Origin of the sequence: Leeuwenhoekiella parthenopeia (genome assembly GCF_020782115.1) — a bacterium.
GTDB classification, from domain to species: Bacteria; Bacteroidota; Bacteroidia; order Flavobacteriales; family Flavobacteriaceae; genus Leeuwenhoekiella; species Leeuwenhoekiella parthenopeia.
On the sequence record NZ_JAJGMW010000006.1, the window covers coordinates 1 to 25,538 of the forward strand.

Annotated in this window: 20 protein-coding genes; 6 read left to right on the plus strand and 14 right to left on the minus strand. The window is 46.0% G+C overall.

What is annotated here, in order from left to right:
* The first annotated feature begins 133 nt into the window (after positions 1–133).
* Positions 134–988 (plus strand): serine hydrolase domain-containing protein, encoded by an 855-nt coding sequence (locus LLW17_RS05970; RefSeq protein WP_228229502.1) that lies wholly within the window; start codon positions 134–136, stop codon positions 986–988.
* A gap of 51 nt (positions 989–1,039) precedes the next feature.
* On the opposite strand, the gene LLW17_RS05975 is transcribed toward LLW17_RS05970, so the two are convergent.
* From LLW17_RS05975 to LLW17_RS06005, 7 genes are read right to left on the minus strand one after another with little or no spacing between them, the layout of a single operon-like run.
* A complete protein-coding gene (locus tag LLW17_RS05975) occupies positions 1,040–1,342 on the minus strand; it encodes a type II toxin-antitoxin system RelE/ParE family toxin (RefSeq protein WP_228229352.1) in 303 nt (100 codons plus the stop codon).
* Complete coding sequence (locus LLW17_RS05980) at positions 1,327–1,563, minus strand: hypothetical protein (protein WP_228229353.1); 237 nt, start codon at positions 1,561–1,563, stop codon at positions 1,327–1,329. The genes LLW17_RS05975 and LLW17_RS05980 overlap by 16 nt, the downstream gene beginning before the upstream one ends.
* 57 nt (positions 1,564–1,620) lie before the next feature.
* Positions 1,621–2,475: a 5-oxoprolinase subunit C family protein gene (locus tag LLW17_RS05985; RefSeq protein ID WP_228229354.1), complete on the minus strand. Its 855-nt coding sequence runs from the start codon at positions 2,473–2,475 to the stop codon at positions 1,621–1,623.
* Positions 2,472–3,200 (minus strand): 5-oxoprolinase subunit PxpB, encoded by a 729-nt coding sequence (pxpB, locus tag LLW17_RS05990; RefSeq protein ID WP_228229355.1) that lies wholly within the window; start codon positions 3,198–3,200, stop codon positions 2,472–2,474. The genes LLW17_RS05985 and pxpB overlap by 4 nt, the downstream gene beginning before the upstream one ends.
* Positions 3,197–3,940 (minus strand): 5-oxoprolinase subunit PxpA, encoded by a 744-nt coding sequence (gene pxpA, locus LLW17_RS05995; RefSeq protein WP_228229356.1) that lies wholly within the window; start codon positions 3,938–3,940, stop codon positions 3,197–3,199. Before pxpA ends, pxpB begins: the two co-directional genes overlap by 4 nt.
* On the minus strand, positions 3,937–5,160 hold the full coding sequence (locus tag LLW17_RS06000; RefSeq protein WP_228229357.1) for an Nramp family divalent metal transporter: 1,224 nt from the start codon (positions 5,158–5,160) through the stop codon (positions 3,937–3,939). The genes pxpA and LLW17_RS06000 overlap by 4 nt, the downstream gene beginning before the upstream one ends.
* Positions 5,160–6,278 (minus strand): DUF2891 domain-containing protein, encoded by a 1,119-nt coding sequence (locus LLW17_RS06005; RefSeq protein ID WP_228229358.1) that lies wholly within the window; start codon positions 6,276–6,278, stop codon positions 5,160–5,162. The genes LLW17_RS06000 and LLW17_RS06005 overlap by 1 nt, the downstream gene beginning before the upstream one ends.
* A gap of 230 nt (positions 6,279–6,508) precedes the next feature.
* Between LLW17_RS06005 and LLW17_RS06010 the strand changes: the two genes are divergently transcribed.
* On the plus strand, positions 6,509–7,231 hold the full coding sequence (locus LLW17_RS06010) for a hypothetical protein (protein ID WP_228229359.1): 723 nt from the start codon (positions 6,509–6,511) through the stop codon (positions 7,229–7,231).
* A gap of 173 nt (positions 7,232–7,404) precedes the next feature.
* Positions 7,405–7,833 (plus strand): hypothetical protein, encoded by a 429-nt coding sequence (locus tag LLW17_RS06015; protein WP_228229360.1) that lies wholly within the window; start codon positions 7,405–7,407, stop codon positions 7,831–7,833.
* A 671-nt stretch (positions 7,834–8,504) separates the two neighbouring features.
* Here LLW17_RS06015 and LLW17_RS06020 read toward each other — a convergent pair.
* The 3 genes from LLW17_RS06020 to LLW17_RS06030 all read right to left on the minus strand — a co-directional run bounded on the left by LLW17_RS06020 (position 8,505) and on the right by LLW17_RS06030 (position 14,144).
* Positions 8,505–11,375 (minus strand): M16 family metallopeptidase, encoded by a 2,871-nt coding sequence (locus tag LLW17_RS06020; protein WP_228229361.1) that lies wholly within the window; start codon positions 11,373–11,375, stop codon positions 8,505–8,507.
* A gap of 519 nt (positions 11,376–11,894) precedes the next feature.
* Complete coding sequence (locus LLW17_RS06025) at positions 11,895–12,566, minus strand: hypothetical protein (RefSeq protein ID WP_228229362.1); 672 nt, start codon at positions 12,564–12,566, stop codon at positions 11,895–11,897.
* Between the two features lie 39 nt (positions 12,567–12,605).
* The gene (locus tag LLW17_RS06030; RefSeq protein WP_228229363.1) at positions 12,606–14,144 is read right to left on the minus strand and encodes a YifB family Mg chelatase-like AAA ATPase; all 1,539 of its coding nucleotides are present in this window, start codon (positions 14,142–14,144) and stop codon (positions 12,606–12,608) included.
* Between the two features lie 157 nt (positions 14,145–14,301).
* Between LLW17_RS06030 and LLW17_RS06035 the strand changes: the two genes are divergently transcribed.
* Positions 14,302–14,793 (plus strand): VOC family protein, encoded by a 492-nt coding sequence (locus tag LLW17_RS06035; RefSeq protein WP_228229364.1) that lies wholly within the window; start codon positions 14,302–14,304, stop codon positions 14,791–14,793.
* Here the strand turns inward: LLW17_RS06035 and LLW17_RS06040 are convergent.
* On the minus strand, positions 14,790–16,532 hold the full coding sequence (locus LLW17_RS06040) for an FAD/NAD(P)-binding protein (protein WP_228229365.1): 1,743 nt from the start codon (positions 16,530–16,532) through the stop codon (positions 14,790–14,792). The two genes, LLW17_RS06035 and LLW17_RS06040, sit on opposite strands and share 4 nt — an antisense overlap.
* A gap of 133 nt (positions 16,533–16,665) precedes the next feature.
* Between LLW17_RS06040 and LLW17_RS06045 the strand changes: the two genes are divergently transcribed.
* On the plus strand, positions 16,666–17,520 hold the full coding sequence (locus tag LLW17_RS06045; RefSeq protein WP_228229366.1) for an MIP/aquaporin family protein: 855 nt from the start codon (positions 16,666–16,668) through the stop codon (positions 17,518–17,520).
* Between the two features lie 11 nt (positions 17,521–17,531).
* Here the strand turns inward: LLW17_RS06045 and LLW17_RS06050 are convergent, their stop codons facing one another.
* The 3 genes from LLW17_RS06050 to LLW17_RS06060 all read right to left on the minus strand — a co-directional run bounded on the left by LLW17_RS06050 (position 17,532) and on the right by LLW17_RS06060 (position 22,392).
* Positions 17,532–19,412: an alpha-amylase family glycosyl hydrolase gene (locus LLW17_RS06050; RefSeq protein WP_434084771.1), complete on the minus strand. Its 1,881-nt coding sequence runs from the start codon at positions 19,410–19,412 to the stop codon at positions 17,532–17,534.
* A 4-nt stretch (positions 19,413–19,416) separates the two neighbouring features.
* Positions 19,417–21,270 (minus strand): glycoside hydrolase family 13 protein, encoded by a 1,854-nt coding sequence (locus LLW17_RS06055; RefSeq protein ID WP_228229367.1) that lies wholly within the window; start codon positions 21,268–21,270, stop codon positions 19,417–19,419.
* A gap of 96 nt (positions 21,271–21,366) precedes the next feature.
* On the minus strand, positions 21,367–22,392 hold the full coding sequence (locus LLW17_RS06060; RefSeq protein ID WP_228229368.1) for a LacI family DNA-binding transcriptional regulator: 1,026 nt from the start codon (positions 22,390–22,392) through the stop codon (positions 21,367–21,369).
* A gap of 220 nt (positions 22,393–22,612) precedes the next feature.
* On the opposite strand from LLW17_RS06060, the gene LLW17_RS06065 reads away from it, so the two are divergent.
* Positions 22,613–25,531: a SusC/RagA family TonB-linked outer membrane protein gene (locus LLW17_RS06065; RefSeq protein ID WP_228229369.1), complete on the plus strand. Its 2,919-nt coding sequence runs from the start codon at positions 22,613–22,615 to the stop codon at positions 25,529–25,531.
* Positions 25,532–25,538 lie beyond the last annotated feature (7 nt).

Genomic DNA, 25,538 nt, shown 5'->3' on the forward strand with positions numbered 1-25,538 from the left:
CTCTTTGAGAGCTTCTAAAACCACTTTGGTCTTGAACTTGGGTGTGAATTTTCTTCGTGTCATAAAACAGTAAATTTAAAGTTATTTTGGAACTTAAATTACTGTCCTAATTTTTGGGGGATGCTCAGTTGATCTGCATACCAAAACACGCACCTGGTCTGTTGCCAAAAGTATTGCCGTGACCCTGGTCGGTATGCTGGTTGATGCCGGCAAAATGGAGCTCGACGCGCCCCTGGGTATTGAATGGCTGCCGAAAGAACGCAGTTCAGCTAACGATCCACGGGATGCGATCACCTTACGGAACGTGCTTAATATGTCTAGCGGACTCTACACGGTGGATAGCCGCGGGATGGAATATGCCACCGGCTCGGGGCTTTCCTATTGGGCGGGCGCAAGTTCGGCAAACGGCGCACGCGACCGCGGACTCATCCGCAATCCCGGGACCTATTGGGATTACGAAAACTACGATACCCTATTGGCTGTTTTGGCGATGAAAAATGCGCTGGGTGATGCCACTACCTATCTTGAATTTCCCCGGAAAGCCCTCTTTGACCAAATCGGAATGCGGAATACCCTGGTAGGAACAGACCGGTTTGGCGATTTTATATTGAGTAGTCAGGTGTATGCTTCTGCGCGGGATCTGGCGCGTTTTGGTCTGCTTTACGAGCAAAACGGAATGTGGAACGGCAAACGCCTGCTCTCTCAAGAGTGGATTGATTTTGTACGCACGCCCACCACGGCTGCGGGGCAGGTCAATTCGCTATACGGTGGCCAGTGGTGGCTGTTAGACGACTCCCGCGATGATGTGCCTAAAGATGCTTACGCCGCACGGGGCAACCGCGGGCAGTATGTGGTTGTGGTACCTTCCCGGGACCTGGTGATCGTAAGACGCGGCCTTGATTATGGCCGTCAGGGATTTGACGTTTGGGATCTTACACGGGAGGTAGTTAAGGCGTTTCCGGAGGATTATGTTTCGGAGGGGGAATAGGAAAAATAATGTTGTGGAATTCTAAAACTGAATATTTTATCGATGGGTCATCTAATATTCTAATGGTTCTTTTCTGGCATACCTCACACGAAGAATATAAACAGCTTCCTTTTCAACCAAATAAGATATTCGGTAGGTGTGTTTTTCATAGGCCCTGACAGTACCCGGATTATTTGCTTTTAAGGAATCCAGCTTGTACATCTCAGGGTCTGTAACCAATATTGAAGTGGAGTCGTATATTTCTGAAATGATTTTCTCAGTGATTTCAAGAGATTTGGATTGTTCTAAAAGCATCAAAAAGGCTTCGTTCAGTTCAGCAGCTGCCTGATGCGTCCAAATTATTGCTCTCCCCATTTCTTGATGCGTTCTCGCATTTGTTCATCCGTAAAGGTTTGTCCGCTTTCTATCTGCGCAATTGAGGTATCTAGTTCTTTATTGTATTCTTCGATACTAATACGCTGGGATGATACTTTTTTATTGTATTTCAGCATATTCTTGATGGCTTCGATAAACAAAGGATCGTTTACCTTATCAAGCTCTTCATGAATCCATTTTAAATCTGCCTGTACACTCATAATATTCTTTTCTTAACCTAAAGATATAATTATTCTTCTAAAACTTGAGTCCATCAGTTACTCTAAGGCCAGACTGAATTGAATTCCTTCCCCCGGCCGTTTTTGCGCCAGGGTACAAATCCCGAGTTCGCTCAATTGCAATACCCGTGGGTAACCTCCTGTTACCTGGCAATCCCGCATCAGGGCGATCAGGTTTCCGCCGGGTGTAAGCTGTACGGTTCCGGGAATTACTGGGCCGGTGGTGATGCCCTTTAACTCATTGCCTACCGCTTCTTTAAAACCAATAGCCATACGGTTTGACGTGGGCAGGAGCGTAAAACTCCCGTTTGTCAACTGCTCCCGCACCGAAGCTTCCAGCAACTCCCATTCCGGTCCCGGAAAGGCCTCGATGTTGTTTTTATAAATTCCGGTTTCGGGGAACTGTACCCGAGCGCCGGAATTTTTCTCTGTGGTTGCAGCAACAAAAGGTAAATGATCCCCTTTTTCGACTCGGGATTTTGGGGTAATTCCCGCATACTGACTGCGGCTGTGCAGGATTTCTGGTGACCGAAAGCCTCCGTTTATAGCCAGATAAGCTCTAAAACCCTGTTTTAAGCCGCCAAATGTTAAAACATCGCCCGTAACACAACTATACACTTTTGAGCCTTCCAGAGGCCTGTCATTGAGTTTGAGCTCAAATGTTGCCCCGCATACCGCGATCTGTGCTTCGGCTTGAAAACGCAGTTGTGGACCGGTCATGGTGATTTCGAGTACCGCCGCATCGGGTGAATTGTTGAGCAGTAAATTGGCCTTTCGGGCGGCAAGGCTGTCCATCACCCCGCTGCGTGGCACTCCATAAACGGCGCTTTGCATTCTTCCCAAATCCTGAATGCTGGTGTACAAACCGGGTTTCAAAACTTCGACTTCACTCATCGCTTTTGCATTTTCAATTGAAAGGTTCCTGCTTTAATCTGCTCTTGCAGTTCCTGATGTTCGGCTTTGGAAACCGCAAAAAACTGAATGCGATCTCCGGCCTGAAACGGACACGGAATTTCCCGTTGCGGATTGAACAATTCCACCGGACAATTCCCGATAATTTGCCATCCTGCGGGACTCGAATTCGGGTAGATTCCGGTTTGATTTTCGGCTATGCCAACAGCGCCTTTTACAACCGATTGACGCGGTGTTTTTTTACGGGAAATGCGGAGTCGTTCATCCATTCCGCCCAGGTATAAAAAGCCGGGCAAAAAACCCATAAAATACACGGTATAAATCGGGCGAGTATGTAGCTCGATGATCTCGGGAATTTTAAGTTTATTTGCAAACGAAAGTTCTTCCAGATCAAGACCAAATTCGGCATCATAGCACACCGGCAGATGATAGGTTTTGCGCTGCAGATCGGTAGTAGGTATATTCGCGAAATCCACGGATTGAAGACGCTTTAAAGCATCATAAACAGAATCTATACTGGATAGATAAGTAATTAAAAATGAATTGTATGTATTGATTACTTCAACTTTTGATTGAATTGCATTTTGAAGTAAAAAATCCTTTACCGAAAGCAGCCAGTTCAGGTTTTCGGGGGTGATGGTGAAGTCCCATTGCAGCAAAACAGCCCGCTCTCCCAGTCTGGATATCTTCGGTTTTTGGGGAATCATAAAGGCTTGATTTGAATGGATGCTTCGGTTAATTTTTGGCGCAAAAAGTTCAGTAATTCCACCGCATTATCGGTATCGCCGTGTACACAAATCGTGTCTGCTTTCTGTTTAAAAACAGCACCGGAAACTGCTTGAATTTCGCCCAATTTTACCAGCCGGATTACGTGTGCTGCGAGTTGATTTTTATCGGTGATCAGGGCATTGTTTTGAGCCCGTGAAACCAGGCTGCCGTCTGCCTCATAATTGCGGTCTGCAAAGGCCTCATAAAACAACTTTAAACGCCCCGAAGCTGCACGCGCCATCTCTGAATTGTATGGTACATAAACCGGCATTTTGGGATAGTGGGTTTCCAGAAACGCAGTGATGGCTTCGGCATAAACCGCATCACCCGCACACAGATTGTACAACGCACCATGCATCTTGATGTGGTGCAAAGGCAGGTCTGCATTGCGGCAGGCTTCGGCAACCGCTTCTAGTTGTTCCTGAAGCGATGCGCTGAGACTTGCAAAGGGCATTTCAAGTTTCTTGCGGCCAAAATGTTCTTTATCGGGAAAAGAAGGATGCGCCCCTACTCCAACCCCGTGTTTTTTCGCCAGCTCCACCACCTGCCTGATGGTCTGCGCGTCCCCGGCGTGACCGCCACAGGCCAGGTTACACGAACTGATAAGCGGCATCAGGGCTGCTTCATTGCCCACGCCCTCGCCCAGATCGCAATTGATGTCTATGGAAAATGCATTCATAAGCTACCGATCACCGTTAAGATTACCTTTCCGCCCAAAATAAGGGTTATGATTAAAATAACCAGACTGATCGCATTTTTTAAGGTGGAATTTTTATGTTCCCCCAGCAAGTTCGCCCGGTTGGCCAGCCAGATCAGGATGCCTGCGATGACGGGAAGTAAAATACCGTTTGCGATTTGTGCAAACTGAATGATCGCAATGGGTTTGATGCCAAACGTTGCCAGAAGCACCCCGGTAAACAGAATGAGCATCCAGGTGGACCGAAAAGGTTTGGACTGCTGGTTCCCATCCAGATTTAAACAGCCCTGCGCCACGTATGCCCCGGCCAGCGGTGCGGTAATCGCCGAGGTGACCCCTGCAGCAAACAACCCCAAACCGATGCAATAGCGGGCCGCCTCACCGTAAAGCGGCTCGAGGCTTTGTGCCAGCCCTGCTGCGCCATCAACAATGCTTCCATTGATCGCAGCAGCGGCAATGATGATGCACATGGAGACGATTCCGCCTAAAACCACAGCGATAATCGTGTCCTTTCGGGCTGCGGGTAACTCACGCTTATCCTCCCATTTCTGATTGACGAGGGAGGCGTGTAAAAACAGGTTATACGGCACTACAGTCGTGCCTACCAAAGCGATGATCATCAGGAGGCTGCCTTCCGGAACCCCCGGGATAAAAGCATTTTTTAGCAGATCGAAGAGATCGGGCCCCGTCAGGATTGCTGTGATTACAAACGAAAGGCTCATCAAAATCACCAGCACCAGAAACACTTTTTCAAGCACTTTATAATTGCCGATGTACAGCAACACAAAGGCAACTGCGCCGATGAGCAGGCTGTAACCGTTGAGCTGAAAGCCCTTTAAATGGATTATCCCGTCGTTTCCCAGTGCCTGCAAACCCAAAACACCCCCGCTGATGTTTCCGCCCTCATACGCCGCATTTCCCACCACAATGGCGGCGAGCACAAGCCCGAGAATCAATTTTCTAAGTATTCCGTCGGGCAATTGTTCGCGTAAGACCTGTGAGAGGCCTTTTCCCGAAACCAGACCAATGCGCGCTGCGGTTTCCTGCAAAATCACCGTTGCCACGATAGACAGGGTCATTGCCCAGAGCAGGCCATAGCCAAATTGCACGCCTGCCAGCGTACACACGGTTACCGTCCCGGGACCGATAAATGCCGCGGCGATCAGGGCACCCGGACCTATATTTTTAAACGGATTGCGCATTAGCGGTGCGCGGTTTTTAGGGCATAAAGCGCAAAACTGCCCAGCCAGTGTCCGCCCTCATAATCGTCACCCACTACATTGGGCAGCGAATAATTCAGGTGTTTGTCCGCAGTTTGCTTCAGGTGCGCGTATTGCGGATATTGTTTGGCCAGCGCATACAGATTCCACGCCCGGCTGAAGTTGACGCCGTCGAGATGCACCAGCTTACCGTCGGTTCGGTCTGAAACTTCACCCACGGCCAACTCATAATCGGTATTTTTCAAATCGGGTAGAAACGCATCGGCCCAGGCCAGAAATTCTGCTTCGGGTAATACCAGGCGCATAATATTCAGTTCTTCCAGGCAGGGCGAAAGAAAATCAGTCCCACCCGGTTCCCAGCTCATCGGGCAGTTTTCGTCTGTATTGTAAAAATCTTTCGCACGTGCTGCGATCAGATTCTGAAACGTAGTGTCCTGCACGGTTTCGGCATATTCATAGGCAAATGAAAGTCCGAATGCCGTGTTGGGATGTTCGCCCACACGAATGGGATAATTCAGTTTTGGCAAAAATTCCTCATAACGCTCCACCAGCAAATCGGTAAGCGGTTGCAGGTTTTGCTCCAGTTCGCGCGCCATCGGATCATCCCAGGTATGGAGTTCTTCCGCCAGTTTCAGAAGCCACGCCCAGCCGTAGGTGCGCTCGTAGGATTTGTTGTGTTCGCCATTAAAATAGGCCACTTCGGCCTCTATATTTTCTTCAGTAAGATGTTCTTTAAAATAGGCTTTTAAGGTTTCGGCTTCTGCCAAATCGGGAAAGGTCTTTAAAAGATACACCATACTCCAATGCCCGTGAACGGCACTGTGCCAGTCAAAACAGCCGTAAAACGCGGGATGCAAAACCGAAGGCTCCTTTAAATCCCCGGCTTCACCCAGCGTCTGACTCAGTTTATTGGGATACTCCTGATTGACGCATGCCAGCGGCAACTGCGCCAGATTATTGGCCTGATCGAGATTGAGTTGCGGGGTGGTATAGGTTTGCTGCACGGTTTTCGTTTCGGGTTCCGGAGTTTTTTGATTTTGATCGGGTTGGGTATTGCAGGCAGCAAATGCTGCGAAAATCAGTTGATAGAATTTTTTCATTCAGGCGGGTTTTAGACAGTTCTGTGGAACGCTTATCGAGTTAAAGATAAAGAAAGCCACTGAAAACCGGCTTTGAAAAGTGATGCAGCTCTTACTTTTAAAGGCAATGCCGAAAGTTAGAGTATTCCAAAACACGCCTCAGCATTAAATTTTCTTTACAACGAATACCTCCTGCACTTGCTCCGCGAAGGTTTACAGGTTAATTTTAAAACAAATGAAACCTGCTCGCTATGTCAAAAATTGAGAAAACCAACCTCAACAATCCCGAAGACCATGGAATCTGGCTGCAAAAGGCCAAAACCCTCCGCAAAATTGTAGGTAAGCTGGGAATGCTTTTGCCGGTGCTGCTGCTGGCTATTTCACTCACGTTTTTTGACCTCAACGCACCGCTGGAGTCCATCAGTCATTATTATTTCACGAGGGCTTCTACCCTGTTTACGGGCAGTATGGGGCTTATTGGCACCTTTCTGATTGTTTACAGCGGCGAAGAGCGGGTAGATTTTTGGGTTTCGAACATCGCGGGGGTTGCGGCGCTTTGTGTGGCGTTTTTCCCTACCAGCAACCTGGCTACCATGTGCTGCGATCTCGATATGCCGTATGCGGTGACCTATTTTGATGAGTCGAAAGAAGGCTGGCGCTCGCTGTTTCACTATATCGCTGCGGCCGTATTTCTACTGGCTCTTGCCTATATGTCGCTGTTTTTGTTTGTGAAATCAGACAAACCGAAAGCACAGCGCAGTCCGAAAAAGATTATGCGCAATCGCATGTATCGGGTTTGTGGCGTGCTGATGCTGGCTGCTCTGCTGGTTGTGGTTTTGGGCCTTACGGTTGTGATTCCTGAAGCTACCTACGACGAACTCAGACTCACCTTTTGGATGGAAGCGGTTGCCGTGGAGGCTTTTGGTTTTAGCTGGCTGGTTAAGGGGGAAGCGCTGATGGGGGATAGAAGTTAGAGGGTTTGTAATTTATTATTCCTTGTTTCTTGTTGCTGGTTGCTGATTCCTGAAAACGTAGACTGCTAGCTAAATTTAGTTGCAGGTTGCAGGTTGTAGGTTGCAGAAAAAAATTATCAAGTTTGGCGCAACCTGTTTGATGGAGAGGTATCTATTTAGCAAACAATCTAATTATGAAAACCAAACTAAGCTTGCTATTCTGCCTTATCGTGTTAATTGGTTGTGAGGATACCTCAGTTGAGGAACCACGGGATGCTACGGCTCTTTTAATTTCCGGAAAAGGGAAAAAAACAGAAGCCTACATCAGTTCCGGAGGACCGCAATATTGGGTTGATGCGGAAAAGGGCGAAACCATTACCTTTCAAAACAACGGAAGCTTTTCTTCAGACCGCTATGCCGAATGCGCAACGGGTAATTTCACCGTAAAAGAAAATGTCCTCAGCCTGAACTACGATTGTCCCGATTTTAATCCCAATACCGAAAACGAGGAGGGTTTGATCACCTACTCCATTGAACAGTTTGCAACTTATTTTATACTCACACCTACCAGCAGACCTATCTGCGTCGAAGGCTGCAGTTATAAATATGTACGGGTGGAATGATGTTCGGAGGTTTTTGTTTCTGGTTTCTGGTTTCTGGTTTCTGGCTCCTGAAAACTTAGACTGCTAGTTAAATGGAGTTGCAATTTGCAAGTTACAGGTTGAAGGTTGCAGGTAAAAAGTTCTTGTTTCTGGTTTCTGGTTTCTTGTTTCTGGTTTCTTGTTTCTTGTTTTAAAGAATTCAATTCAACAGAAAACAGAAAACCGCACTATCTTCTCGATACAATTTTTTCGAGCTCGGGCTCTCAAAAACCACTCGAAGTGACAAAAACCGTAAACAGAAAACGGTAAACCGAAACATCTTCTCGATACAACTGAAACCATTCTCGCGCCCGTTTGCATTCATTCGAAGTGACAAAAACCGCAAACGGTAAACCACAACATCTTCTCGATACATTTTTTTCGGGCTCAGGCTCTCAAAAACCACTCGAAGTGACAAAAACCGTAAACAGAAAACGGTAAACCGAAACATCTTCCCGATACAACTGAAACCATTCTCGCGCCCGTTTGCATTCATTCGAAGTGACAAAAACCGCAAACTGTAAACCGCAACATCTTCTCGATACAATTTTTTCGAGCTCAGGCTCTCAAAAACCACTCGAAGTGACAAAAAAGAAACCCCAAAGCTCCGCAGAACTTTGGGGTTTTTTCGGTTTAACCTTTCAAAAAAAAACCTACTTTTTAACTTCCTCGAGTGTTACCTCGTTTCCGTCTTTATCTAATAATTTCACTTCGTCAAAGCCCATCTTTTTAAACTGCTGGTACTGCGTTGCCGCATCACCTACAACCAGATAGGCCATTTTTGATTCGTCCAGGTATTTATTAGCCAGCTCTTTGTGCTGCTCTAAGGTCATACTGTTAATCGTGGCTTCCTCTTTCTCGATGTAATTAGGATCTAAATCATACGAACTCCGCTCCTGAAGCATACCTAACAAGGAACCCTGAGTTTCAAAACGACGTGCGTTTGATTTGATCAACGCATTCTTCGTGAACTCCAGATCTTCAGGTGTGATACCCTCTTTGTACTTGGCGATTTCATCTCTAAAGATTTCAACCGACTCACCGGTAGTATTGGTACGCACGCTTGAAGATGCGGTAAAGGTTCCGGGAATTTTGGTTCCGCTAAAGCCTGAACGCGCACCGTAGGTATAACCCTTTTCTTCCCGTAAAACCAGGTTGACATTTCCGCTAAATGAACCTCCTAATTTGTAGTTCATCACCTCCGCAGGATAGAAATCTTTATCGGTACGTGGCATCGCGATATACCCGATATTGATAATCGACTGTTTCGCATTTGGGATATCTACAAAATACAACGAAGCTTTATCACGGTTGTTTGCAACCGGAAATTCAGGAATCGTTACCTCTTTAGCTTCCCATTTGGTTTTTAAACCTTCAAGTGCAGCAAGCGCCTTGTCTTTAGACACATCACCCACCACGTGGAAACGGCTTACAGAAGGTGAAAAATAGTTGTTGTAGTAGTCTTTTAAATCCTGAATGGTGATCGCCTCTACAGACTCAACCGTACCGCTGGTAGGATGTGCCAAAGGATGGTTTTCACCATACAATACTTTGTTGTACACCCGGTTTGCAATCACATTTGGGTTTGCGTCAGAACGTTTGATGGAGTTGATGGTGCTCGTTTTGATACGGGCAAATTCCTTCTCATCCCAACGCGGTTGCAATAAGATTTCTTCTACCAAAGCCATAGTCGCATCAAAATTACGAGCCAGCGTATTCCCTCGTATCACAATAGACTCATCTGTCGTGTACATATTGATGCTGGCACCCAGACGGTCTATAGCTTCTTCCAGCTCCAGCGGAGTCTTGTTAGCAGTACCTTCCATCATAATATCGGTCATCAGGTTTGCCACACCGTTTTTGCTTAAATCATCAAGCAGGTGGCCGCCGTCTAGTACCAGGCTGAAGTTTACCAGAGGCAACTCATCCTGAACAATACCATAAACTTCCATTTCGTTAGGCAATTCAGCCGTCCACGATTCCGGGATATTGAGTTTAGGGCTCTCTCCTATTGCAGGAGGTACCGAACGGTCAAAACTGGAAGGGGTTTTCTCAATCTCCTTCTCCGCATCTAAAACTTCTGTTTTTACATTTTCGGTGATTTCTTCTTCGACCACTTCGGCTTTTTCGGAATTCTCTGCGATAAGCTGCATTTCTCCTTTAGGCACAAAACTGGTTAAGACTAAAGGCTTGCCTTTGATGTACTTTTCGTACACCCGCATCACATCATCGGTAGTAACGGCTTTGATGTTTTCGATATCTTTTTCAATAAAACCGGGATCTCCGGCAAATACATCGTATTGTGCCAATTGGAACGATTTGCCCAAAACACTGCTGATTCCGTTGTAAAAATCGGTTTCCAGACCGGCTTTGATACGCTCAATATCTTCGGCCTTGATGCCTTCTTTTTCAAAAAGCGCAAAAGCTTTATTGATACCGGTTTCTACGCTATCGAGGTCTACCCCGGCATTTGCAGTTACCGAAATACTGAATTTACCTGCAATCTGATCGCTGCTGTTGTAGGCATACGGCTGCGAAGTCACTTCCATATCTTCCACCAAAACGCGGTATAAAGGCGCTTTTTTTCCGTCGGAAAGGATTTGGCCTAAAAAGTCAAGGGCATAGGCATCATCGGTGTACATTTCAACCGTTGGCCATACCATATTCAATTGAGGCGCAGTGGCGAAATTATCTTCGTGATACAATCTCTTGGTCTCATCGAGAGTCACATTCTGTACTTCTAAAGGCTCCACTTCCTGACGCTTTTTGATTTCGCCGAAATACTTTTCAACCAGTTCTTTGGTTTTGGCCGCATCAAAATCCCCGGCAATTACCAGCGTGGCGTTGTTAGGGCCGTAGAACTTGTCGTAAAACTCCTTCACATCTGCTACCGTCGCATTCTGAAGATCTTCCAGTTCGCCAATTACCTGCCAGCTGTACGGATGTCCGTCAGGAAACAGGTTTTTGTCAATCACCCAACTGGTGTGGCCATACGGATTGTTATCTACACGCTGGCGCTTTTCGTTTTGAACCACTTCCTGCTGATTGGCAAATGCAGATTCGGTTACCGTGTTGATGAGAAAGCCCATACGATCAGACTCCAGCCACAACACGGTTTCTAAAGCGTTATTGGGCACTACCTCATAATAGATGGTTCCATCCTGCCAGGTACCCCCGTTAAGCGTACCACCGGCATCCTGAATGGTTTTGAAGAATTGATCCTGCGGCACGTTTTCAGATTCCTGAAACAACATATGCTCGAAAAGGTGGGCAAAACCGGTACGTCCCTTTTTCTCGCGGTTAGATCCTACGCCATATTGTATCGCAACAGACACAATGGGGTCACTTTTGTCCTGATGAAGAACAACGTTTAAGCCGTTTTCCAGCTCATACTTTTCGTAATCGATTGATAGTTTGGCTTCTGCAACATCACCGTCTGAATCTGCCTTTTTATCGCAGGAAACAAAGGTGGCCACAAAAAACGATAGCATAACCGCCATCGGTGTCCATTTAGTTCTGATCATAGAATTGTTAATTTTAATTAGTAAAGTTTAAATATACAGAAATGTTTTCAGCCTAAATGACGCAAAAAACACCCCCATGTTACAGATTTCAGTTAGTTCTTTTAAGTGTTTTTGTAAAATCGTTGAATAAATCGCAAAAAGCACCTGAAAACGGAATTGTTAAAATTTATCTTTTCAATAGGCTAAAAAGCTTCAAAGGCTATTAAAAAAAGGGTTTGTTTGAAGCGGGTTGGGTAAACTTTACGAACTGAAATTTAAAATACTGATTATAAGCAAGTTTTAAATTTTGTGAAATGCGATCGGTTTTTAGTCTCGAAACGAAAGATTAACATTGTTATTCCGAAAAGAAATTAAAGCATGTTTTGTTTTTGTTAGAAATCTTGCATCTAAATCTTGATCCCTCCGTGCTTGACCTATAAACAAAATTTACCCCGATCAACAAGCTGCTTGCTAACCGGGGTAATTGTAAATTGTAAGATTGCGTTTCAGTTTTCTATCGACTGAAATTCGAAAAAGGAATCAGGCCTTAGTATGAATGCGGTCTAAATCTTCCTGCGAAACAACTCTAAAGGAAAACTTGTAGCCTTCAAAAATCGCGAGACCGTAAAACAGCAAATCCATAACACTAAAGGTTTCGCCCATAAGCTGCGGCAAATAACTGTAGTCGAAATACAAAATGGCATTCACAAGGCTTACATCCATTTCATTGGCAACAAATCCCAAAATACTCAGAATATTTCCCAGCAAAACAGATAAGAACGCGAGCGCTCCACCCCAATACCCAGAAATCTGACTGATCCCTTTACCTACCAGACGTATGGTATAACCTACTCCGGCTCCGATGGCCACAGCCATATAACCTATCTGAAAACCGGTCATCACACTGATGGTTCCCCAGAGAATAGCGCCAACCAGACCAACCGTGGCACCCATGACAATCGCCGGAATCAGATTTTCTTCTTCTTTGAGTTCTTTTAAATCCTCTTCTGAAAGTTTCTGGTGTATTTGATCTATGGTTAAGGCTTCAGATTGAATGGCCAGAGCCTGAACCTCTGGATCTTCCTGAAAATCCCCACAGGTTCCTTCAAAATCTGCTTTTCGGTCGGTAAGACTGCATAAAATTCCGGTTTGTAAATCCATTTTTCGGTTGGTGCATTTCTTGCAAAACGCCAATTGTGCATCACGTGTCATTGATATAGTATAAATAATTAATAATTCTTCATTTGTTTGTTATCCCAGCCATCCATCCCGATCCAGACTTCGGTATTGTATGGCTTCGCTGATATGATGCCCGTCGATATTTTCGGCGGCTTCCAGATCGGCAATGGTGCGGGCCACTTTTAAAATACGGTCGTAAGCGCGGGCAGATAGGTTGAGTTTTTCCATCGCGTTTTTAAGCAGGGTTTTGGAGTGCTCATCAAGCGCGCAGTATTTGCGAATCTGCTTCACGCTCATCTGTGCGTTGTAGTGTATGCTTTCGCTTTCGCGAAAACGTTCCGTTTGCAGCTTACGGGCTTCAGTCACCCGCTTGCGTATGTCGATGCTGCTTTCGGCCTTACGCTCGTCTGAAAGTTTATCAAAAGGAACCGGCGTTACTTCAATATGAATATCAATCCGGTCTAAAAGCGGTCCGCTCACCTTGCTCAGATAGCGCTGCATCTCTGCCGGAGTGCTGGTCACCGGCGCGCCGGGATCGTTAAAATAGCCGCCCGGACTGGGGTTCATACTGGCTACCAACATAAAACTACTGGGATAGGTCACGGTAAATTTGGCCCGGGATATGGTCACTTCGCGGTCTTCCAGCGGCTGCCGCATCACCTCCAAAACGGTGCGTTTAAACTCCGGCAACTCGTCTAAAAACAACACGCCATTATGCGCCAGCGAAATTTCGCCCGGCTGCGGATACGCCCCACCGCCCACTAGGGCGACGTCGCTAATCGTATGATGCGGACTCCTAAACGGGCGGTGTGCCATCAAACCCACGTTTTCGCGCATACGCCCCGAAACACTGTGAATCTTGGTCGTCTCAAGCGCCTCGCGCAAGGTCATTGGCGGCAAAATGGAAGGCAGGCGTTTGGCCAGCATCGTCTTACCGGCTCCCGGTGGACCTATTAAAATGATGTTATGCCCGCCCGCAGCAGCGATTTCCATACAGCGTTTGATGGACTCCTGCCCTTTTACATCGGCGAAATCAAAATCGGGATGCTCCAGGGCGTTGAAGAATTCGCTTCGGGTATCTACGATGGTGCGCTCCAGCGGTGCACCGGTATCAAAATGATCAATGACCTGCGCGATGGAGTCGATTCCATACACTTCAAGGTCTTTTACGATCGCTGCTTCTTTGGCGTTTTGGCTGGGTAATAGGAACTTTTTAAAACCTTCTTCCTGAGCCTTAATCGCAATGGGCAAAGCGCCGCGTATGGGTTGCAGGCTTCCGTCGAGCGAAAGCTCGCCCATAATGATGTATTCGTCTAAATGTTCGGCTTTGATTTGATCACTGGCAACCAGAATCCCGACGGCGAGGGTAAGATCGTAGGCACTGCCTTCCTTACGCATATCGGCCGGAGCCATATTGAGCGTGATTTTTTTACCCGGAATTTTATAACCGTTGTTTTGAAGGGCCGCCGCGATGCGGTAATTGCTTTCCTTAATAGCATTATCGGGCAAACCCACCAGGTGATAGCCTATTCCCTTGTCGATATTGACCTCAACGGTAATCGTGGTTGCCTCTACCCCAAAAACAGCCGAGCCATACACTTTTGTAAGCATAGTGATCCGTTAGTTCGCCATCCGGGTAGGGCCTTCGGCTTTTTATTTGGGTAGGAAATTAACTGAAAAACAGCATATATAAAAGGGAATCGCCGGTATTATTTAACATTTTATTTAGATTAAACCTGCATAGTGTATTTTTGACAAAAATTTAGTTATGGCTGACTCCTACTCCATTCCGACATCGACCCGCATTGGTCACGTGCATCTAAAAGTTTCTGATCTGGAACGCGCGCTTCAGTTTTATCACGGGATTTTGGGTTTTGAAATCATACAGCGTTTGGGCGATGCCGCTGCCTTCATTTCGGCCGGAGGTTATCATCATCACATAGGCCTCAATACCTGGCAAAGTAAAGGCGGAAGTGCTCCGCCTCAAAATAGCACCGGGCTTTTCCATACCGCAATCGTCTATCCCACCCGTAAGGATTTGGCACAAATACTCAAACGCCTTTTGGAAAATGGAATACAATTAACGGGCGCGGCAGATCACGGTGTTTCTGAAGCGCTCTACCTGAATGATCCCGATGAAAATGGCGTGGAATTGTATTGGGATCGCCCCCGGGAAGACTGGCCTCGTGATGAAGCCGGAGAAATCGAGATGTACACCCGCAGACTCGACCTCAATAATTTGCTGCAGGAGCTGTCTTAATTCCGCATTCGCGAAAGTACGCCTGCAGCCCATTTGTTTGCGGGTTTACCGAAACACTCAATCAGATCGTCTACGCCAATTACGCTGCCTTTTGCCAAACGGCCCAATAAAGCTATGAGCTGATGCGTATTGCCAGCTTTACTGACGATGCGGCCATCTTCTAGTGTGTGCAAACCCAGTTTGTAATTTACCGGACTCACTTTCTTATCGGCAATCAGGTTTTGAATCAATGGGCTGCTTACTTTCAGCAGCTGTGGCGGGTCAACAACCGAATTAACCATGACATCAGCAGTAACCGATTTTCCATTTTTATGCAGTTTCCAGCCTGATGGGACCTCTTCAATCTGCGGATTATCCACAAAATCGAGTTGTAGCACTCCAGCTTCCACCAAAGCGATCAATTGCTGCACACTGGCGATGGGCGGCCCGTACGAATAGCGTTTACTGGCTTCAATGTACTTTACCATATCTACCATAGCCGCATCCTCAAAATCAAAATGCGTAAACTCGTGGTATAAAATACCGAGTGCATAGCGCCATACCTGACCCAGGCAATAATCAAGACTGATTTTCTCGCGGCCGCAAGCCATATCGAGCAGGGCATTTAAAGCTTCAATCGCCGGTATGTCGTGACTTAAAAGTAATTCGTGCTGAAGCTTTTTCGGTTGCCGAATAAGACTCTCGGTGAGTTTAGCAAGCTCGTGCCTGTCTAAAGTTGTAGGTCTGGCTTTGGTTTTTAAATTCAGATAAACCGAAGCGGTCATTTCGCCCAAAGCTTCGATTAAAAAGGAGGCGTCATTGATTTGATCCGGATGCTGGTTTGCCTCCTCAATTTGGGTTTTAAACCGCAGCATACTTTCTGCTGAGGGTTCAAACCAGGCATCAATCTTGGCGTTTTTAGGCTTTGGTGCCGGCGGCAAGCCGTCCAGCGAAAACGCAATCAAAGTTTTCGGCGCCTGCTCTGAAGCAGCATACTGAAAACGGTCCGCATCGGGTATTTCGGTAAAGCTTCCGCCAAAACCCAGCGTCAGGGCCCGCATCTGGTCTACCATAGACAGACCAAAACCCCGCATCGCAACAAGGGTTTCGGGTGTGATGGCTTCGGTTTCCAAAGCACCTACAGGATAGGGATCCTTATACAAGAGAAGCTCGTGCTCACGGGCGTGCGTTTCCCAACTTTGCAATTGGTCTGAATCGTAAACCGGCTGATGCCCTATAGTCAGGACGGTTTCGGCTACCTCATATTGCGTACCCTCCGCGTCCGTGAGCAAACAACCTGTTGCCGTGGTTTGCACCGACACGATTGCCTTTTGCAGGCATTCCGCAAGACCGGCATCTGCCAAAACACGGGCAATGCTTTCAAAACGCGCGTTTAAATAAGCTCCTATTTTAGACCGGGACGGAAAGTGATCTTTTTCCTGCGGATCGTGATTTTCGGGATAGTTGATCCATTCGCGGTAGGATTGAAAAGCAGGAATGTACAAGCCATCCAAGCGGATTTCAGGTCTGCCTGCAAGTCCGTTTGCCAGATGCCGCTCGTGAATATTCGAAAGATTTGTGGCCACTTGCTCCGGTGACCAGATCTGACCCGCCCCAAAATGCGCGGAAGCCTCAAAAAGCAGGAGCTTTGGGATTTTTGGTACAGCAGCATCCTGCAATGCCAGAAATAGGGCTTCAAGTGCGGCAAGTCCGCGAGGTCCAATCCCAACAATTGCAATACTTTGATTTTTTTTGGTCATAACTAGTGGTTCAGGTCAGCGGCAATAGCGCCTTACGGCACATTGCAAAGTTACGACTCAGGCTGCAAGCCCTACATTTCTAGTCTTAAGCTTGTCTTAAATCTAAATCTTTTGCCAGAAACTGTATCTTTAAATGCGTAAAACAGCGATCGCCGAGATCGTTTCTAAAGTATGCTTTCTTATGATTACCAGCCGCGAATTAATTGGTGAAATACTGGGAACTTTTGTCCTGATTATTTTTGGTCTGAGTGCCGGCGCTGTCGCCGTTTTATTCGGCGGATACCAAAGCATTATGCAAATAGGAATTGCCTGGGGGATTTCGGTTATGTTGGCCGTTTACCTTACCCGTCATCTCTCTAACGCACACATCAACCCGGCCGTGACATTGGCTATGGTGATCAGCGGGCGAATGCCTGCTAAAAAACTGATTCCCTATTGGTTTGCACAGGTTTTGGGGGCATTCTTAGGCGGCCTGATGCTCTATTTCCTATTCAGCCCGTCTATACAGGCTTTTGAGGAAAGTAAGGGTATCGTTCGGGGTACCTACGAAAGCATCACCACCGCAAAGATGTTTGGGGAATTCTATATGATGCCGGGAAACACGGCAGTGGTAAATCTTCCGCTGGCGATAATCGCGGAAGCATTCGGTACTTTTTTACTGTTATTGTTTGTGCTGGGCTTTACCGAAGATGCAAACGTAGGCCGGCCTCACGATACCATGGCGCCGGTTTTTATAGGCATTTCGGTAACCATAATCATTTGCCTGATCGCTCCCTTAACGCAATGCGGAATCAATCCCGCACGGGATTTTGGTCCGCGTATGGTTGCCTGGATGATGGGTTGGGGTGATGCTGCTTTCCCTGATAATTCGGGCGGATTTTTCTGGGTGTATATCTGCGGACCCTTTCTGGGCGCGGTAACAGCTGCCCTCTTTTTTGACCGTATCGTGGCACCCGCCTTACGTAAAGACGGGTCAGATACAATTTAGACTGAAGGTTTTCAGTCTAATTTAAAAACAAAAGACTCCAACGGTTTTAGATCTACACGCATTTGGCCCTGGCCATTTTCTACTTTCAAAGTCGTTTTGGTCTCCTTATAAAGTTGGTCGACCATCTTATAATCGCCATTCTTCAAATTCCAGGTTTCAATAATTTCCTGCGGAATCTGAAGCTCAAAACCATAGGTATCAAACGGACTAAAATTAGTTACCACAACCAGCTTATCGGTGTCAGACCAGCGTACAAAAGAATGTACCCGGTCGTTGTACCACTCGGTATTCTGGCGGTTGTGCCAGTGAATATCTGCATACTCCCCCATTATTGCAGAGTTTTGAGTACTGAAAGTCAATAAACGCTTGTAAAAGTCCCGGAGATCTTTTTCGGCGCCGGTAGATTTACCCCCGTCAAATTTTTTATCATTCACCCAGCGCACTACCGATGGCACACTGCCGTAATCAAAAATGGATGTGCGCGTAGGATCGCCAAAACCCAAGTCTTCTTTTGCAGGCTCTCCCAGTTCCTGACCAAAATAAATCATCGTGGGCGACGTGCTAATCAGTGTAGAAACCACCATCGCCGGCTTACCCTTCAGGGCATCACCTGCAAAGTCCGGACTGGCAATACGCTGCTCGTCGTGATTTTCCAGGAAATGCAGCAAATTGCGGTCTATATCCTTGTGGTAATAGATGATGGGTGCAATCTGATCTGTACTGCAATGGCCCTGCATAACCCGCTTGATGGTGTCATAAAGTTCTACCTTGTCGTAGAGGTAGTCCATCTTTCCTTTAAAAATATAATCTCTGTAAAGCGACGGATTATAGACTTCTGCCAGAAGAAACGCATCCGGATTTTTCATCTTTACAGACGAATTCAAATAACTCCAAAATTCTACAGGAACCATTTCGGCCATATCGTATCTAAAGCCGTCAACTCCTTTGGCTAACCAAAAATGAGCTATGTCTTCAAACTGTTTCCAGGAAGCAGGGATTTCCTTGTCTTTCCAGAAATCTGCGTGCTTCTGAGCATCCCAATCTCCTGAATCTCCAGGCAGTAGGTTAAAATCCTTATGCCCGTCAGGACTAATCCCGTAATTTATTTTTACCGTTTCGTACCAGTCGTTTTGATTGGGTTGTGCAGCCCGAGAACCATTTCCCGTCCATTTTGCAGGAGATTCATCAAATTTCCCGTCAGCGAGTGGGTGTTGATCGCCACCTAAGGGCACATAACCATTTTGCCAGTTGGGAACTTCAAAAGCTGCACCCGGGATGTAGTAAAAATTATTGTTCTTAGCATACGCAACCGATGTATCGTCGTTTTTACCAAAAGGAACAGAACCTTTGGGCGTATTTAAGCTTTCGTATTTGCGCGCCACATGATTCGGTACGATGTCAATGATGACTTTCATTCCGGCCTCGTGGGTGCGATTGATAAGCGCCTCAAATTCCTCCATACGCTTTGCGGGATCAACCGCCATATCGGGATCAACCTGATAGTAATCTTTCACGGCATAGGGCGAACCGGCGCGGCCTTTAACCACATCGGGATCGTCGTTTGAAATTCCATATTGGGTATAATCGGTGATTACCGCGTGATGCGGAACGCCGGTGTACCAGATGTAAGTGGTCCCCAGGTCTTTAATCGCCTGTAAAGCTTCGGGTGTAAAATCATTAAACTTCCCTACCCCGTTTTCTTCAAGGGTTCCCCAGGGTTTATTGGTCGTGTTGGTATTTCCGAAAAGACGGGTAAAAACATGATAAACGACTTCCTTTTTGGGTGCATTTTCAGTTTTCATAGTAGGTTTAGGTTCTGTAGTGTCGGTTTGATTTTGATTTTTACAGCTGAAAAATACAGCAAAAGCAAGCAGTAGCAGTTGTTTTTTCATAGAACTAGCGCGTTAAATTGATGATCATTGGCGTTCGCGGCATCACCGAAAGCGTATCAGTCAGCTGAAGCGCTTTTCCTGTAAGCAGTTCGAGACCCTGCTTATGCCCCGCCAGTCCTTCGTTAAAACGCTCTAAATCGAGCGTTTGCTTTTTCCTGCTCAGGTTTAAGATCACCATAACCCGGTCTCCTTCCGCATTGTAGCGGAAATAAACATATAGATTTTTATCGGGAACATACTGCAGCAGTTTACCGGTATGTACCACAGGATTGGCTTTTCGCCAGTTAAACAACTTCTTCGAAAAGTTGAAGTACTGCTCCTGATAGGCATTACGGCCGTTTTTTTCGCTTTGCGGAAGAAAGGCGTTTTGCTTGTCTGCCGGCCAGCCTCCCGGAAAATCGTGGCGTATATCACCATCGCCTTTATTTTTATCGCCCTGCATGCCAATCTCACTGCCGTAGTACACCTGCGGGATCCCACGGGTGGTGCAGATAAGGCTCATCGCCAGTTTATAATCTTCAAAAGCGCCCTTTACGCGGGTGTTGAAACGCTGGGTGTCGTGATTTTCGGCAAAGACCAGAATGTTGTTGGGATTTGGATAGAATAAATCGTTTACAAAATTCTCATACACGCGGATGATGCCCTGATTCCATTGTTCCTCTTCCACAAAAATCTTATCTAGTGCGTCGTGCAGGGTAAAGTCCATCACGGTAGGTAAATGGGTGTTGTAATCCTGCAAGGCCCCTATTTTACTATCTTTTTGCCAATAGGCGATTTGAGCGGAATCGTGTAGCCAGACCTCTCCTACGATATTGAAATTGGGGTACTCATCCATCAAAGCTTTGGTCCATTTGGCGATGCCCTGCTTGTGATTGTAACTGTAGGTATCTACCCGCAAGCCGTCTAAATCTGCATATTCAACCCACCAAATCGCATTCTGAATGAGGTAGTTAAGCACCAGCGGATTGTTTTGGTTTAAATCGGGCATCGTGGGTACAAACCAACCTTCCTCATAGATTTTTTGATCAATCTGCGCCGCGTAGGGGTCAAATTGCGTGGTCATACGATGGTTGGTATTGGTAAACGCATCAAACTGGTGAATCCAGTCTCGCGTTGGCAAATCCTGAATAATCCAGTGCTGCAGGCCCCAATGATTGGTCACATAATCGTGAATGAGTTTCATACCCCGTTTGTGCAATTCGGTAGACAGCTGCACATAGTCTTCGTTGCTGCCGTAACGCGGGTCTATAGCGTAAACATCGCTCTGGGCATAGCCGTGATAGGAATAAGCCTCGTCATCATCTTCACAAAGCGGCGTACTCCAGATCGCAGTCGCGCCCAGATCTTTTAAATAATCGAGATGGTCTATGATTCCTTTGATATCGCCACCGTGACGGCCGTCGGGTTTGGTGCGATCTGCCTTTTCGACCATTTTAGGATGCGAGTCGCCCGCAGGGTTTCCGTTTGCAAAGCGATCGGGCATCAGTAAATAGATCAGGTCTGCATTGTCAAAACCTTTTCGCAAAGCGGAATGTTCACGTCGCTTTTTAAAGGAATAAGGCTGTTTAATTTGTGGGCTTCCCTCCTTTTGAAAGCGCAACTCGTAATCGCCTGCTGCTACCGAAGCACTGTTGATGGTCACAAAAAGGTAGTTGGGATTTTCGGTTTTGGTTACTTCAAGAATGGGCATTTCTGCCGAAGCTTCCACCTCGTACGAAGCGATATCCTTACCGTACACCAGAAGCTGCAAACTGTCGCGTTGCATACCTTCCCACCAGAAGGGCGGTTCAACACGTGCTATCTGAGCCTGAGCCATTACCGAAAATACTAAGAGAATACCTAAAGAAAAGTTTTTCATATACACCGTTTTACCCCAGCGGGGTTTAGACTAAAAATCGTGTGTGAAAAGAAAAGTGAGCGTAAATATAAACAATTATACGTATTGTTCAGGATTTCAATTGAGGTTGGTTGAATCCCGCTCTACCAGTGAAGTGGTGATTACTGTGGTTCTGAAATTTTCCTCGGTAACGTCAGATTCTAAACGTTCTATAAGCATACCGGCAGCGGCTTTACCAATCTCAACTCCGTGCTGGTCTACCGCCGTAATACTGGGGGTTGCATACTTTAGCAATTTTCCGTCTGAGAACCCAATAATGGCAACCTCATCAGGTATACGCTTACCGGCTTCCTGAAGCAGTTTCATCGCAATAACCGCAAAGATTTCATTTACTCCCAAAACCGCATCAAAGGTTTCGTTAGTAACGAGTTGGCGTATCTTATCTTCTGCTTCATCAACGTGATCTACCGTTACAATAAGCGCGTCTGCCACAGCAAGATCGTGATCGGCCAGTGCTTTTTTATAGCCCTCTTTTCGCAAATACCCTACGCTGATGTGGTCTTGTGTTGTGATGAGCGCGATGCGGCGGCATCCCTTTTCGACCAGGTGACTCACGGCAGTATAGGCTCCGCGCATATCGTCTACAATCACTTTATCGCTTATAACCTTATCGGTAACGCGATCTATCATTACCAGAGGCATTCCCTGATTTTCGACCTCAACCAGATGCTTATAATCGTCTTTTAGCTGCGTTTCTTTAGAAAGTGAAATGATAAAACCGTCTACAATTCCGCCCTGCGCAAACATTTCCATACTGAGTACCTCTTTCTCAAAAGATTCGTTGGAAACACACACCAAAACATTGTAGCCGCGTTGATGCGCCACTTCCTCAACTCCTTTAAGCACTGTGGTAAAGAAGTCGTGGGTAATTTCGGGGATGATGAGAGCGATGTGTTTGGTGCGCTGATTGAGCAGGCTAACCGCAATATTGTTGGGTTTATAATTGTAAAGCTTGGCAAAAGCCTGAACTTTCTGCCGGGTGTCCTCGCCTATTTCCGGGTTGTTTTTGAGTGATTTAGAGACCGTAGAGATCGAGACATCCAGTTCTTTAGCAATATCCTTTAAGGTAATTTTTCGTTTCATAGCTGCATTCGGGTTAACATAAACCTTTCCCAATTTTTAGAAAAAAGCCAGAATTTTTCAGGTTATCTGAATTTTAAAACTTTTCAACACTCTAACGTTAGAGTTAGTTGTAGAACTGCAATCTATAAAATATTAACAACCTCATTTGCTAAATTCGCAATGTGAAGTGAAAAAAATAGAGTAAACTAACACAAAAACGCAGTTCAATTCAAACAATTTTATGAAAATTTTATTAAAAGGAGTATTGTTTCTCTTGCTGTTTTTGCCAATTACATCGATTGCGCAATCAACAGTGAAGGGAACAGTAGTTGATGCTACCGGGCAAATGCCAATTCCCGGAGTGAATGTTCTTGTTGAAGGAACGACAAATGGTACAACAACAGACTTTGATGGTAACTACACGCTTACCGGTGTAGGTGATGGAGCAACGATTAGTTTTTCGTATTTGGGTTTTAGAACTCAAACGATTCCGTTTACGGGCCAGTCAAACATTGATGTAACCCTGACCGAAGATGCCGCAGAACTCGATGCCGTCGTGGTGGTTGGTTATGGTACTACAACCAAGAAAGATTTGACCGGGTCTGTTTCTCTTGTTGGTGAAAAAGACTTCAACAAAGGGAATAACGTAACCGCAGAAAATCTTTTAAATGGTCGCGTTGCAGGTCTTACCATCAATACCGGAGGTTCACCGGGTGCAGGTTCTGAAATACGAATCCGCGGTGGAGCTTCTCTTAATGCGTCAAACAACCCGTTGATCGTTATCGACGGTCTTCCTATTAATAATGTGGCCAGTGGCGGACGTTCGGTGCTGTCTTCAATAAACCCTGCCGATATCGAATCCTTTTCGGTTTTAAAGGATGCTTCCGCAGCTGCGATTTATGGGAACCGGGGTGCTAACGGGGTAATTATTATTACCACCAAAAAAGGGAAACAGGGCTTAAAAGTGAATTTTGACAGCCAGGCTAGTGTTGCCCGTCTTACCGATAAAATTGACATCTTTAATGCGAACGAGTACCGAAGCCTTATCAATGAGCGTTTCCCCAATCAAACCGGATTCCTGGGTAATGCCAACACAGACTGGCAGGATGCCATCTATCAGGATGCGTTTTCGTCTCAGCATAACCTTTCGGTAAGTGGTAATCTTGCAGGTAATCTGCCTGCACGACTTTCAATAGGCCGTGCCGATCAGGAAGGTTTACGTAAAACCTCTTCTTTTGAGCGTACCACTACATCGCTTTCGCTTAACCCACGTTTTTTTGACGGGTCTTTAAAAATTGATTTCAATGCCAACTTAAGCTGGGAGCGCAACCGCTTTGCTCCGGGTGTGGAAGGAAATGCTTTTCAGTTTAACCCTACTCAGCCTATTTATGATCCAACTTCGCGTTATGGAGGCTTCTATGAATACCGTGATGAGAATGGGGTTGCTTTAGGAAACGTACCGCGCAACCCGGTTGCCCAATTGATGCAAACACAGGATATTGCCAGCGTACGCCGCTACTACGGAAACTTTAAAGTGGACTATAAGCTTCCGTTTTATGAGCCCTTACGCGCCGTGGTAAACCTGGGGATCGACAACAGCGAGTCTGACCGCTTTTTTGAAATAGACCGAAACAGTGCTTTAGGAACAAACGCTCAGGAAGGTGAAGAATTGGGAAATCGCTCAGATACCGATTTTAAATCGTCTAACCGCTTGTTAGATGCCTATCTGGTGCATACCAAAGCTTTTGGAGATTTCAATACCGAAATAACTGCCGGTTATTCCTATCAGATTTTTGAAAATGAAAACTTTACAACAGGAAACGTAAGAGACCCAAATGCCGCTCCACCGGAGCTTACTTTAGATCCGGATGTGGTTTTACTGGCTTATTTCGCCCGTGGTAACTTTAACTACAAACAGAAGTATTTCTTAAGCGCTTCGATACGACGAGATGGTACTTCTAGATTTGGTGAGGATGAGCGCTTTGGGTATTTCCCTGCGATCTCCGGTGCGTGGCAACTATCTGATGAAGATTTCTTAAAAGAATCAAATACAGTCAGTCTATTGAAATTAAGAGCGGGCTATGGTATCACCGGGCAGCAGGACATTGGCTCTGCATATGACTATCTTGCCCGATACGGTCTTGGTAACGCCATTTCGCAATACCAGTTTGGTGATCAGTATTACACCATTGGTCAGCCCTTCTACCGTAATGCAGGTATTAAATGGGAAGAAATAACCGAATACAACCTGGGTCTGGATTATGGCTTCTTAAACGGAAAACTAAGCGGTTCGCTTGACTTCTTCCGTAAAGAATCTGATGATTTGCTTTCTCAGGCACCTGTACCTGATGGAGTAAACTTCTCTAACCAGGGCTTCCAGAACATCGGTAAATTTACCACTCAGGGTATTGAATTTGTTGTGGATTATAATCTGGCTTCCAATGAAGACTTTAACTGGAATGTCAATTACAACATAACCTATATAGACCGTGAGATAGATCGTCTTGCTTTTGGTCAGGACATTCTGGTACAGGGTATTGCCGGAGGTACCGGTAACACCATACAGGTTCAGCGTCAGGGTTTTGCTCCTAACTCGTTCTTTGTTTACCGTCAGCTTTACGATACAGCAGGTCAACCTATAGAAGGGGCTTATGTTGACGTAAACGGCGATGGCATCCTAAATGATGAGGATAAATACATCGCCGGCAATGGTCGCGCAGATGTTACCATGGGCTTTCAATCTTCTATGAATTATAAGAATTGGGATTTCAGCTTCAACATGCGCGCCAGTTTTGGAAATGATATTTACAACAACGTAAATTCAGGTAATGCCCAGTATGGCAACGTGTTTAGAACGGTATTAAACAATGTTCCTACTCAGGTTTTGGAATCTGATTTTGTGAATACTCCGGATGTGATTCTTTCTGATTATTATTTAGAAGATGCAGATTTCCTTAGAATGGATAACATCACTCTGGGTTACACTTTTGACGAGGATAAAATGGGTAAAGGAACTTTACGCTTATGGACCGGGGTTCAAAATGTATTTGTAATAACAGACTATTCAGGTCTTGACCCTGAAATAACTAACAACGGTGTAGACAATACCATCTTCCCACGTGGTCGCACCTTCTTATTTGGATTGAATTATGGATTTTAAACTAAAA